The sequence below is a fragment of the Nitrosopumilus cobalaminigenes genome (genome assembly GCF_013407145.1).
In the GTDB taxonomy this organism is placed as follows: Archaea; Thermoproteota; Nitrososphaeria; order Nitrososphaerales; family Nitrosopumilaceae; genus Nitrosopumilus; species Nitrosopumilus cobalaminigenes.
In genome coordinates this window covers 752,193-765,691 of the sequence record NZ_CP026993.1, presented here as the reverse complement: position 1 = coordinate 765,691, position 13,499 = coordinate 752,193, and the positions used below count along the sequence as shown (strand labels likewise).

Here is a 13,499-nt window from a genome sequence, read left to right as displayed (position 1 = left end):
TTTTTAATTTTATTCTAGACTACTTTGTATGTATTAGAATATTTCATACTGTTCAATATAACAAAAAATCATCCATAACAATTGATCATTATGGGTAAAAAGAAAGAAGAACAAGGATTGGAGACATTCCTAAAAAGTGAATTCTTAAGTGAATTAAACAATGAAACTCCCAAAGGTTCTAAAGTACTAGAAAAATATCCCTTAAAAGCTCCATTTAGTTATGCCAACATTATTCAAGACCTAGATACAGGAAGTATATCCTACCAAGTTGACGAAACAAAACTAAACCCATCTGAAGAGATTGTGTATAATCAGTTATACAGACTAATTGAGGAAAATCTAGATTCTCCAGAAAACATTGAAAAGGATTTTGGATTTATGTCCTTTGTTAATAAAATTCTTAAAGAAAATGAGAAATTATTTCAAGAGCAACCCCTTGCTAGTATTGAAAAAGTAAAGTATTATCTTGAAAGAGATATCGATGGATTTGGAAATATTGATCCTGTAATGAATGATCCCAACATAGAAGATGTGAGTTGTAGTGGAATATTAACACCAATTTATGTATGGCATAGAAAATATGATAGTATTCCTTGTAATATTACATTTGAAGATGAAAAATTAAATTCATTTGTATCCAGAATTGTCTTTAGAGCAGGAAAACATATCAGTTCTGCACATCCAATTTCAGATTTAGCATTGCAAGGAAATCACAGAATATCAGTTCTTTATCAAAAAGAAATCACACCAAAAGGAACTAGTTTTACAATTAGAAAGTTTAAGAAAGATCCATATTCAGTAATTGATTTAATTTCATTTGATACAATTAGTGTAGAAATTGCAGCATATCTTTGGATGTTAATGGAATCCAAGATGTCCATCATGGTGATTGGTTCTACAGGAAGTGGAAAAACAACAATTCTTAATGCAATCACAGGTTTAGTTAATCCAGATTACAAAATATTTTCGGTGGAAGATGTTGCTGAAATCAACATCAAACATCAAAACTGGTTTAGTCTTGTATCAAGGGTAGGATTTGGAAATAGTGGGGAAGGAGAAATTGGGTTATATGATTTGATTAAATCAGGAGTTAGACATAGACCAGATTATATCGTAGTAGGAGAAATTAGAGGATCTGAAGCATATGTAATGTTTCAAGCAATGGCTACAGGACACGGAGGATTATGTACGATGCACGCAGACAGTCTAGAATCAGCAAGTAAAAGATTGCAACAAAAACCAATGGACATACCTCCTGCATATATGGCATTGATGAACTGTGCCATAGTGATTAGAAGAGTAAAAGGGCAAGATGGAAAGAGTACCAGAAGAGCAATTTCAGTTCAAGAAATTAAAACATCAGATTCATATCATAATGCTTTCAAATGGGATCCAAAAACAGATTATTTCCTTCCACAACTAGAAAATAGTGAAATGTTGGAAAGAATTTCAACTCAAACTGGAAAAAGCATGGATGAAATTTTAGAAGAATATGAAAAAAGAAAAATTATTTTAAAATATTTAGTTCAAACGGGAGTTAGAGCATATGATAAAGTTGCAGAATTTATTGGAAAATATTATAGAGATCCAGAAAAAGTGATGAAAAAAATAGAGTACGGTGTATAATCATGTCTTTCATAAAAAAACACGAAGAGGCAGACAAGAAGAAAAAGCAAAATAAGAAAATTCAGGCAGAATTGCCTTTTTTCATCACAATTGTAACCCTGTTAGCTACAAGTGGATTTGGTCCATATACCATATTTTTAAAAATTAAAGATATGGAACTTTTACCCAATGTGAGATTAGAATCAATGAGGATTTTAAAAAGAATTGATTTGTTAGGAAAAGATCCCCTCATAGTCATGACTGAAACAAATGAAAGAGGATCTAATTTTGGAGATTTTTTGAATGGATGGGTATCCGCAATTCAAAGTGGGGGAGATGTGGTAAATTATCTTACGACAAAAATGAATTCAGCTTTTGAGCTCTATGAATCACAACAATCAGAATTGGCAAAAAAAGTTGAAACTGTAATTGAGACATATATGACAATGCAAGTTGTGGTGTTGGCAGTTTACATCATCATAACAGCAACATCCACTGATGGAGTAGGTTCTACTCCAGGTCCTAATGACATTGATCCATTGTATCTGGTTATCATAATGCCCCCAGCTGTATCTGCATTATTTTTAGTAATAGCTCACAAGCTAAACAAATCAAAAGTTAGTGAATTAGATTGGAAAAAAATTCTAATGTTTGGAATTCCAGGAATTATTGTTGCTGCTGCATTAAATCCAATGAGCTTGTTGCCGGATTATAATTTGTATATTCTAGGAGCAGCTTTAATTGTGTCAGCAATTTGGCCAGCGTTAAAATTTAAAAATAAATATCAATTTTCACTAGATGCACAATCAGGAGCAACTCAAATTATGAGAGATGTAGCTGAAGCAAGAAAAGCAGGATTAGGTCCAGAAAAATGTGTAATTCGATCCACCAAAAGAAAAGATTACGGATTATTTAATCCAGTAGCAAACGGAGTTGCAAATAAATTAGAATGGGGGATGACTTTGGAAGATATTTTTGGATTTATTAAAAAAGAAGTTAATGATTTCCAGATATTAATTAACTTTAGAGTTTTATTTGAAATAATTTCAGCAGGAGGAGGAAATGTAAATACCTTGAATACACTTGCAGGAGTTGCAGAAAAAATGCATAATATTGAAAAAGAGAAACGAGAAAAATTAAAACCATATGTAATGGTAGGTTTCATGCTTATTGCAATTACGGGATTTACCACCTTGTTAGTAATTGAATCAATAACAAGTTTAGGATCTCAATTAGAAGAAAATGAAGTAAAAAGAGCAGCGTTAGAATTAGAATCAAAATCAAGATTTGAATTATTAGGAATCGCAATTTTAGTCCAATCATGGATATCAGGATTATTTTTAGGTAAAATTACCACAGGTTCGTATTCGGGTGGTTTTATGTATTCAATATTTTTAGTAGGCATATCCATAGGGGCAATAGTGATTATTCAAATGAAAATATTCAGTGTTTCCGCTATTTTTGGATAACTGTATGTATTGTAATATTTCACACTATTCAATATATCAAAAATTTAGCAACTTTATCATATTATGAAGGGAATACTACTCATCCTAGGACTAATTTTAGGCATGTTCATAATTCCAGTTCAAGCTCAAACAACTTCAGAATTTGGATATCAACTTCATCCTGAAAAATTACTAGAAAATACAGAGGGGACACTACAAGTTTTTGTAACATCAAATGAAATGATGGTGCCAAAACAGATTACAAATCTTAAGGCAATTAGTTCAGATAATTCAATCATAGAGATTTTGGAAATCAAAGATGGGAGTGATAAATATACAAAAAATATTTTATTAAAAGCAAATAATCCGGGGATAACTAGCATAGCATTAGCAGCTGAAGGTTTTTCATCAAAAGAAATTAGTCTAGAAGTGTTTAACAATAATAATTATCCTACTCAAATGTTAATGAAGATTACACCCAACGTATTTCCAATCGATGGACCAAAATATGGACATATTGTAATAGAAATTGCAACAACAGGAGGAATTCCAACGGTTACATCTGAAGACATTGTAGTTCAATTAGATACACCTCACAATGAAATTATAAAAATAAAAGATTCTGAACTAGTTATATCTGAAGGAGAATACTATGCAATTACAGAATTTGAAATAATTGGTACGGGAGATGCCATCATATTTGCAGAAACAGAAAATATGAAAAAAATTAGTAGTGTAGTAAATATTCTTGAAGCCGAAAAACCTCTTACGCTTAAGCTATATACTTTTCCGGAGAATTATAATAGTTACAGTGGAACAAAAGGATTTGCAATAGTTCAATTAGTAGATGGTGAAGGTATTCCTGTTCTATCTGAAGAAGATATTCATTTTAGTTTAACTGTAGAAAACCCAGATGTTTCTATCAATACAAGTCATGATTTTGAAGAAATAAATTTTGCACAGAAAGAATTAGTTATTGAAAAAGGGAGTTATTCTGCATTTACAGAATTTACTCCAAGACTAAATTTAGGAGATTCAACGGAAGAACTAGTACAGACTTTTAACATATTTGTTTCAGTTGAGAATTATTTGACTAGTGAAAATTCAATTACCATAGCACATGATCAAATTGGATCTTTAGAAGGAGATGGACCATCAATTACCAAAGTATTGCCATTTTTGACAACAGGTAAAAATGAGATAATAGCTGTTACATATTATGAAACAGATATTGAAGTAGCCAGACAAGTGGGTGGAAATATTGGAGGTTCACAAAGTAGAGAGTTGATTACTGTGACTGTTCCAGTAACAGCAAAAGAAAATCACAGTATTACATTTTCCTCATCTGAAATAGATGTTGTAAATCCAATTAACCCAATTATGAAAAAATCAGATAACGTAGTACTAGTATTTGGTGAAACAGGACCATTGATGTCAGAAGGAGACACAATTTTTTCAATCACAGATAATGAAGGAATAAAGACGGTGACAGGAAACCCCATAGGACCCATTGAAGAAGACCTAGGGTTGACTGTTGAACCATTGTTGCCAATGATTTTAGCAGAAAAAGAGTTTCCAGTTATTGCATATATGCTAGAAAGCGAAAATAGTGAAGATGGCGTTGTTATTACTGGGGAGGATGAAGATGCAGAAGCAGATCCACGACTTGGAGTGACACCGTTTATTGAGGATTCAGTTTTAACATTTTCAGCAAATGATTTTATCGAGACAGATCATGTCACAATTAAGAAGAATCAAGATTATGCAATTTTGAACATGCTGTCAAATAAAGTTGGAACAACTTCATTGCCATACCAGTTAGGGGGATTTTCAGGTACAACCAATATCATAAGTCATACTACTGATCCATCAGACATACATTTGTCATTTCCAAAAATAATTTTAGCAAATTCGAACACATTAGCAACCATTCAACTATTAGATTCAGCCAAAAATCCAGTATACGCAAAAAATGATGTAATAATTAAATTGGTATCAAATAATGAAAACATTATTCAAATTCCACAAGAATTGACAATTAAAAGTGGAGAATATTTTGCCATGTTTGATATTAATTCATTTGATGAAGGGGAAATTGAGCTGGCAATACTTTCCGAAGATATGGCTTTAACAAAATACGATATCGAAGTAATAGATATCACTCCAGTTCTAGCATTGGATCTTCTTGGGGGGATGAATTGGAATGAAAGACTTGAAGGAAAATTATCCGTCAGCATACCTGAAATTGAAACAGCACTAGATGGGTTTAATGTGGAATGGGAAGTTCAAGGAGGAGAAGTACTACAATTTGATGAAACTACAGATTCTAACGGGGTTGCAATCATGAATGTCATGGCTAATGATCAAGAAACAATCACAATTTCAGCAATTGTTTCAGGAAATGGACTAAGTTCATCTACATTGTCAAAAACAGCGCAAATTCAAAACATTCCAATAGATGAAGTTGTAGAAAACGTACCAGAAGAGCAAGGATTTGGATTACCCATAGACATGAATACCATCATCATGATCATAATCCCAATTGCCGTTGGAGGTTCATTGGTAATGTTAAAGAAAATGGATAAACTAGACATAATAACAGATAGAATTTCATTTGGAGAGAAAATTGAAGAGATTAAAGAAAGAGTTTCAGATATTAGGAATCGATGATCAACAATATGAAAAAAATTTCAAAATATGATATATTATTTCTTAAAATATTTGTAATGTAATTAAATCAGATATGATGTAAATGATTGAAGAGTTACTGGATTATAGCACATTAGGAATTGTATTGGCAACTATAATGTTGATTGCGGGTTCAATAATTGATATATGGAAAAGAGAAATCCATGATTATTATTGGGTTGGATTTGGAGTAACAGGGTTATTACTTGTATTTATGAGTCAAGACATTTATTCAGATTTACTGAAAATGGGATTTGCGTTAATTGTAGCACCATTTGTAATTTTAGTGTGGAGAATAGGACTGTTTGGTGGTGCAGATGCTTTTGCACTAATTGCATTAGCAGTAATTGCACCAATGGCTACACTTAGTGAATCTCCAGTATCTCCATTTACTACATTATCTAATGCAGCAATATTATTTGTAATTCCATTTATAATTAATATCTCAAGAAACATTATTGCACAAACAAGAGGTGAAAATATTTTTGACGGGTTTGATGAAAGTAAATTCAAAAAAATTGTTGCCTCATTAATGGGATATAAAGCAAAAAATCCAAAGTTTTGTTTTGCAATAGAAAAAAAAGAAAATGGGAAAAAGAGATTAGATCTTACCATTCACCATGCTGAAAATCAAGAATTTTGTACCACCCCCAATACATGGATAACACCTGGAATTCCCTATTTGCTACTAATTACAGGAGGATTTATCATACAATTATTCTACGGAGACATAATTTTGAGCAAATTCCTAGGCATGTGATTTTTGATTAGACAGATGATCTGTAATATGCAATAACACACACCCCCTTATGTCACAAATGAATATAACAAATTCAATGACAGTTACAGAGACAGTAGAAGAGGGATTATTTCAAACTGAAAATCCCATTCATGAACTAAACAGAATGCTTGTCAGGTATGATCTTACTCCAAATCAAGCCAAAGTGTATCTATTTTTGAGTAAAATAGGTGTCAAAACAGCTTCAGAAATATCAAAAGCACTAAAAATCCCAAGAACCGAAACATATCACCTGTTATCGACATTACAACAAAAAGGAGTAATTTTTTCAGTATTTGGAAAACCTACAAAATTCAATGCAGTGGGGTTGGAAGAATCATTAGAAATTTTGCTAAATAACGAAAAAAACAGAATTAATGAACTAGATGCAGGCAAAGAATCACTTATCAAACTTTGGAACATTATCCCAAAATATGGGGAAACAGATGATGAAGTACAGGATAATAAATTCCAATCACTGCAAGGAAGAAATTCTATTCTAGTAAAACTAGAACAAATGATTAAAGAATCTAAAGAAAATATTCTGGTATTAGGCACTGAGGCAGATTTTAAAAGATTTTACTTTACAGAATTTACTGAATTATTAAACAAAACAAAATCAGAACTTAGAATTTTAACAGACCATACACCAGACACACCACATATTTTTGAAAGTGTATCACCAAAAAAAGTTAAAAAAATTGAAGATAAGAATAGAGAAGATTTTTGTTTCATCATAAAAGATGATAGTGAAGTTATTTTCTTTATTAGTAATAACAAAGTAAAAGATATGCTTGCTGTTTGGACAGATTCTCAAGCATTTGTAACTACATTAAGATCATTATTTAGTTTAATGTGGAAAAAATCACACCATATTGACGAAACAGATGCAGAGTCGCTATTAGGTTCAGAAATTACTTATGAACATAGATTAAGAGAAATTGAACAAGAAAAAATGATTCTAAGTTATCTGCAAGAGAATTTCAAAATATTAGATACAGGGAGAGGTAAAAATTGAGTAAGACAGGGAAACAAAAAGAAGAGATAAAGAATTTAGATATTTTAATAATTGATGATAATGAACAAATTACAAAAATGTTAACTACATTTTTAGAATTAAAAGATCACAAATGCACCATTGCAAATGATGGGAAAGAAGGACTATCCATTATAAAAGAAAATAGACACGATGTAGTGTTATTGGATTTAGCCATGCCTGAATTTGATGGATATTCGGTGATTAAAGATTTGGAGGACAATAATGCATTAAAAGATCACAAAATTATTGTGTTTACTGCATCTACCATAACACAAGATGAATTAGATGAATTGGTTACAAGAGGAGTTACATCATATATTCTAAAACCAATAGACATCGATATTTTACATTCAAAACTTATTGAAACTGCTAACTTGTAACATTTAGGAGTATAACATATGCTTCCAATAAAAAATACATTGTTTATAGTATCAGGAGTTTCTAGTTTCATTATTTTCTATATGGGAATTGTGAACTTTCTAACATCTGTAGAGGAATCAACAGGAATGATATTACTAATATTTTCAGTTTTTGTTGCAACTGGTACTTTATTGGGAACGGTTCATATTTCAACAAGCATTACAAAACCAATTCAAAAATTAGCAAAAAACATGTCAGATTTTTCAAAATCAAACAAATTATCAAATGAAAACCAAATTAAAACAAATGTAAAAGAAATTTTTGAATTAAATGAAAATTTTGTAAGCATGGGTGAAAAAGTTGAAAAAACAATCAAAGTACAAAATGAATATGTGCAGAAATTAAAAGATATGGATAGAAAAAAAGTAGAATTTTCATCAATGGTATCACATGAATTAAAAACACCACTAGTTCCCATCTTAGGATATGTACAAATGTTACAAAAAGAAGAATTGTTAGGAAAATTAAATGAAGGTCAAAAAGATGCAGTAGATGAAATTTACACTTCAACGATTAAACTAGAAAAATTAATCGGAGATATTTTGACTACGCAAAAACTAGATTTGGGTAAATTAGTTTTTAATCATGAAAATATCAATATTTCAGAATTACTACATGGATTAATAAAAGAATTTGATCCAATAGCAATTGAGAAAGAAATTGAAATAACTGCAAATTTTAATGAAGATGTTCAAATTTTCAGTGACAGAGATAGAATTAACCAGGTATTTTCCAATTTGATAAAAAATGCAATAGATTATGTTTCTCCAGGCACAGGATGTGTGACCATAGGAATGAAAAATAATTTAAACGATGTAGAATTTTTTGTCCAAGATAACGGAGTTGGAATTTCAGAGGATAATAAAAAAGATCTTTTCAAGAAATTCTACCAAGTAGACACATCATCAAAGAGAAAAAAAGGAGGAAGTGGACTAGGGTTGGCAATTTGTAAAGGAATTACAGAAGGATTAGGAGGGGAAATTTGGGTTGAAAGTGAAAAAAATGTTAAAACAACATTCTTTTTTAAAATTCCAAAAAAACCTATCAAAATATCTGTAAAAGATGATTCTTCTTAAAAGATAAAATTGAATTTAACTATTTCGTATAATTAACTCAGATGAATACTACGTTTCTCTTAAATTAAAAATAATTTGATTAAAACCATTGAGCAAGATTAGGTTTGGGTCTTATTCATTAGGCATAATGGTATTGTTAGGATTATTCTTAAACCCAGCATATGCTGAACTTTCAAGTTTAGAAGTGAATAAGGACTCATTTTTAAAAAATGATCAAATAATATTTTCAGGTACTGTTGAAAAAGATTCATCAGGATTGGTAACAATAGTAATTCGAGATCTTAATGACAAATTTGTTTTACTTACTCAAGCAATAATAAATCATGATAATACTTTTGAAAAAAGTCTAATTATCAAGGATAGATTTACAGAACATGGGATTTATTCTGCAAATGGATTTATTCTCAATATGACAAAAGGAATCTCAACAGAATTTTCTGTTTCATTAGATGGAATTCCAATAAATAATGTTGAAGTAAATTATGAAGAAGAATTGGAAGTAAAAGACCAAATAATTAAAAAAATACCCATAGAAATTCAAGAACCAATACAAAAGGATACTAAAACAAATTATGCAGATTTTGTTGATTCAAGTAAAGAACCATCTCATTACATTGAAAGATATTATTCAGAACCTACTTACAAAAGTTGGTTTGATAAAAATTATCCAGATTTGACAATAGAAGAAGCAGTAGGATATACGGATACAATAGTTGAAATTAAATCATCAGTTCAAGAAATTATAGATAACGAAATTATTCCCGAGGCTCAAGCATCATCAATTGTCGATACAAGACAAAATGTCACGGACAATTCAGACATTGCACAGATTTCATTAGCCATAGCAGGGTTGGCAATATTGTTTGGTGCAGTATACGGAGTAAAAAGACAGGTTGACAGCAATTCAAGACAAATTTCACTCAACAAAGATATCATTATGCAGAAAATAATTCATCCAATTAGAGGCTCAAATCCCAAAGAAATTCTCCAAACAAGACTAGTAAAAGGGGAAATCACATTAGAAGAATTTGAAATCTTGGAAAAAAAACTAAAATGAAACCTAATTAGGGATTTTAACGCTGTTTTTCAGAAGTAATAATTCATCCACTGCGTTTTTTTTCAATGCTTCAAAGAATTTTTCAATCATCCCAAGACCTGCTACCACTTTGGGAGCATTATTTTTAACAAATTCAGTTCTTTCAGAATGTGTTTTTGGTTTTTCTTTCTGATAACTTTCATAGACTTTGGCACCATTATAATCTACATATGCAATTCTTGCACTAAAATCAGTTCTCTCCAATACCAAACTATCACCACCTACTAGTGCAGTATGATAAGGATGAACAATGAATGCTTCAGATAATTTTTGAGATGTTGTAATTTTTGCTTTTTGTAATTCTGGGGCATATGCATTAAAATCAGCGAGTAAATAAAATGTAGATTCAGGTTTTGTTGCTTTGATTCCATTAATTGCAATTAAGGTATTGTAAGTATATTCACCCATAATCTTGTGAATATTTCTAGTAGTTTCAAAATATTCATCCATTTCATGACTTATTTCAAAACCGGGGATTGCAGCATGTTGAATTGGTGTAGATACCGCAGTATATTCAGTTGCAAGAATTTTTTTGAATTGAGATTTTAGATCAGTTGCATGTTGTGGAAAGATTACATATCCTAATCTGTATCCACCAGCTGCATGAGATTTTGATAATCCATTTGTTACAAATGTTCCCTCAGGGTAAATTTTTCCCATACTGACAAATTTTGAAAAATCATAGGTAGTTTGAGCATAGATTTCATCAGAAATCACAGTAATGTTTAGTTCTCTACAAACATCTGCAATTTCTTCTAATTCTAAACGATTGTATAGTAAGCCAGTTGGATTATGAGGATTATTCAAGATTAAGATCTTTTGTCTATCTTGTAATCTTAAGGCAAGACGTCGAAGATCATTTGGTGCAATTTTTTTATTTGCTCTGGTTGGTAACATATGATAATTTTTCTTTAAAAATCTAATTTGTGGAAGATACCCTAACCATGCAGGAGTTGGTAAAATTACAGTTCCATGTAATATCTCTAAAAGATTAAAAATTAATTCCTTTGTTCCAGGACCAACATAGATTCTGTCTGGAGAGACATCCATTTGAAAATAATGTTTATTGTATTTTGAAATTGCATTTCTTAATTCTGGGATACCAGGTACAGGAGCATATTCTCCTTTGTTTACATTTTTGATCAATGCTTCCTGTATGAGTCTAGGCACAGGGAACGGTGATTGCCCAAAGGCAAACCCATAGAAGCCAAATCCACAGTCAGGATCAGTGCAATCTGAGTGAAATTCCTGCAAAAACGTGTTTAATTTTAGATTCTCAGGCATCTCAATGTCTTCTACTTGCTGATCAACTACAAATCTCAATGCCTGTAATCAGGCATTTTGATTATTACATAAAGCGTGAAATAGAAAAAATCAAAAAGTTAGTAAATGTTAACCAATTTTTAAAATTTCATCTAAAATTTGAGGGTTTTCTAAAGATGATAAATCTCCAAGATCAGTTCCCAGCAGTTTTGATTTCAGCAATCGCCTCATAATTTTTCCAGTTCTAGTCTTTGGTAAATCAGTTAATTGAAAAACAAATTTAGGTTTTGCAACCTTGCCAATTTTTTTACTAATGTAATCAGATACTTCAGATTCTAAATCAATTTCATTTTTATCATCTGGAACAAAAAATACTACAATCGCTTCACCAGTAAGTTCATCAGGTATTGCAATTGATGCAGCATCAGATATTTTATTATGTGAAATTACAGTATGTTCAATTTCAGCAGTACTCATTCTATGACCAGACACATTGATTACATCATCTGTTCTTCCACGCATATACCACAAATCATCCTTATCAACATACACATAATCACCATGAAACCAAATATTTTCAAATCGGGACCAGTATGTGTCAATGTATCGTTCATCATCATTTAATAATCCACGAGTCATTGCAGGCCAAGGGGATTTAATTATCAAATAACCATTTTTTTCTCTAACACTTTTTTTATCATCATCAATTACATCTAAATTCATTCCAGGGACTGGGATTCCAACTGTAGATGGTTTTAGTTTCATTCCAGGTAAAACAGAAAGCATTGCACCCCCAATTTCAGTGCCACCAGAAAGATTCATTATTGGGATTTTTTTATTTCCAACTTTTTCATATAACCACCACCATGAATCCTCATCAAGAGGTTCACCAGTTGTAGGAATATTTTTTATTTTATCTAATGAAAATAATTTTAAAGGTTCAACATTGTTTTTTTTAAACAATCGTACTGCAGTTGGAGAAATCCCAAATATGGTTGCTTGATAATCAGAAAGCATTTTCCAAATTCTATCAGTTTTTGGAAAATCTAATCCACCATCGTAAATTACTGCACTAGCACCCAAAATCAATAAACCGTACACATTCCACACTAATCCGGTAATCCAACCAATATCTGCAGGCCAAAATAGAGTATCTTGTGCCTGAGTATCAATCAGATATGCTGCCTGATGACCTGCAAATACTGAAAAACCGCCATGGGTGTGGACCACACCTTTTGGTTTACCAGTAGTGCCCGAAGTATACAAGATAAATAATTTATCTTCAGAATCTAAAATTTCTGTATCACAAATTTCCTTTTGAGAAGATACAAGATCATCATAAAAAACAAATTGTTCAGATTTTTCATATTTGTCAATTCCTTTGTATGGGATAACAATAGTTTTTTCTACAAACGTGTCCTTTAATGCAGTTTCAACAGATTCTTTTTGGGATACTGGTTTACCTTTTCTGTGAAAACCATCTGAAATTAAAAGAATTTTTGCTTTACAATCTTGTAGTCTAATATGTAATGATTCTGAACTATATCCAGAAAAAATTACAGTTTGGATTGCTCCAATTTTAGCAGCAGCAAGAATGGATAGTATTGCCTCTTCAATCATGGGCAAGTAAATTGCAATTACATCTCCTTTCTTTACACCCAATGATTTTAACCCATTTGCAAATTTAGATACTTTGTAATCAAGTTCAGAATATGAAATTTTTGATTTTGCTCCATCCTCAGATTCAAAATAATATACAGTTTTATCAGGTGTTAATTTAGCAAATTTTTCAACAGATGATTTGTAAATATTTGTTTTACCATCAACAAACCATTTAGACCACGCAATTCCTTTTGAATCATCTAAAATTTTTGAGTAAGGTTTATCCCAAATGATTCCAATATCAGAATCAACTGATTTCCAATACCATTCTAAATCATTTTTTGCTTTTTGAGACAATTCTTCTAATGAAGATAGGTTATGTTTTTTCATGAATTTAAAAATATTTGATTCTTGAATTTGTTTTTCTGTTGGAATGAATTCAAAATCAGACAAGGGATAATTTTTTCCATTCAATGAAGGTAAA

The 13,499-nt window shown here is 31.0% G+C and carries 10 protein-coding genes; 8 read left to right on the top strand and 2 right to left on the bottom strand.

The window, feature by feature from the left end:
• The first annotated feature begins 90 nt into the window (after positions 1-90).
• The 8 genes from C5F47_RS04595 (at position 91) to C5F47_RS04560 (ending at position 10,111) form a co-directional block, all read left to right on the top strand.
• Positions 91-1,626, top strand: a complete 1,536-nt coding sequence (locus C5F47_RS04595) for a type II/IV secretion system ATPase subunit (RefSeq protein WP_179361708.1) — start codon at positions 91-93, stop codon at positions 1,624-1,626.
• 2 nt (positions 1,627-1,628) lie between these two features.
• Complete coding sequence (locus tag C5F47_RS04590; protein ID WP_179361707.1) at positions 1,629-3,074, top strand: type II secretion system F family protein; 1,446 nt, start codon at positions 1,629-1,631, stop codon at positions 3,072-3,074.
• Between the two features lie 63 nt (positions 3,075-3,137).
• Positions 3,138-5,723: a hypothetical protein gene (locus C5F47_RS04585; RefSeq protein ID WP_179361706.1), complete on the top strand. Its 2,586-nt coding sequence runs from the start codon at positions 3,138-3,140 to the stop codon at positions 5,721-5,723.
• Between the two features lie 82 nt (positions 5,724-5,805).
• Positions 5,806-6,501, top strand: a complete 696-nt coding sequence (locus C5F47_RS04580; RefSeq protein ID WP_246271209.1) for an A24 family peptidase C-terminal domain-containing protein — start codon at positions 5,806-5,808, stop codon at positions 6,499-6,501.
• 76 nt (positions 6,502-6,577) lie between these two features.
• Positions 6,578-7,537, top strand: a complete 960-nt coding sequence (locus C5F47_RS04575; RefSeq protein ID WP_179361705.1) for a TrmB family transcriptional regulator — start codon at positions 6,578-6,580, stop codon at positions 7,535-7,537.
• A complete protein-coding gene (locus C5F47_RS04570) occupies positions 7,534-7,938 on the top strand; it encodes a response regulator (protein WP_246271208.1) in 405 nt (134 codons plus the stop codon). The genes C5F47_RS04575 and C5F47_RS04570 overlap by 4 nt, the downstream gene beginning before the upstream one ends.
• An 18-nt stretch (positions 7,939-7,956) precedes the next feature.
• Positions 7,957-9,054, top strand: coding sequence for a sensor histidine kinase (locus C5F47_RS04565; RefSeq protein ID WP_179361704.1), 1,098 nt, complete (start codon positions 7,957-7,959; stop codon positions 9,052-9,054).
• An 88-nt stretch (positions 9,055-9,142) separates the two neighbouring features.
• Complete coding sequence (locus C5F47_RS04560) at positions 9,143-10,111, top strand: SHOCT domain-containing protein (RefSeq protein ID WP_246271207.1); 969 nt, start codon at positions 9,143-9,145, stop codon at positions 10,109-10,111.
• A 3-nt stretch (positions 10,112-10,114) separates the two neighbouring features.
• Here C5F47_RS04560 and C5F47_RS04555 read toward each other — a convergent pair whose 3' ends face one another.
• Together C5F47_RS04555 and C5F47_RS04550 are read right to left on the bottom strand one after the other, a co-directional pair.
• Positions 10,115-11,473: a pyridoxal phosphate-dependent aminotransferase gene (locus tag C5F47_RS04555; RefSeq protein WP_179361703.1), complete on the bottom strand. Its 1,359-nt coding sequence runs from the start codon at positions 11,471-11,473 to the stop codon at positions 10,115-10,117.
• Between the two features lie 69 nt (positions 11,474-11,542).
• Positions 11,543-13,468 carry an AMP-binding protein gene (locus C5F47_RS04550; protein WP_179361702.1) on the bottom strand — a complete coding sequence of 642 codons (1,926 nt, stop codon included), beginning with the start codon at positions 13,466-13,468 and terminating at the stop codon, positions 11,543-11,545.
• Positions 13,469-13,499 lie beyond the last annotated feature (31 nt).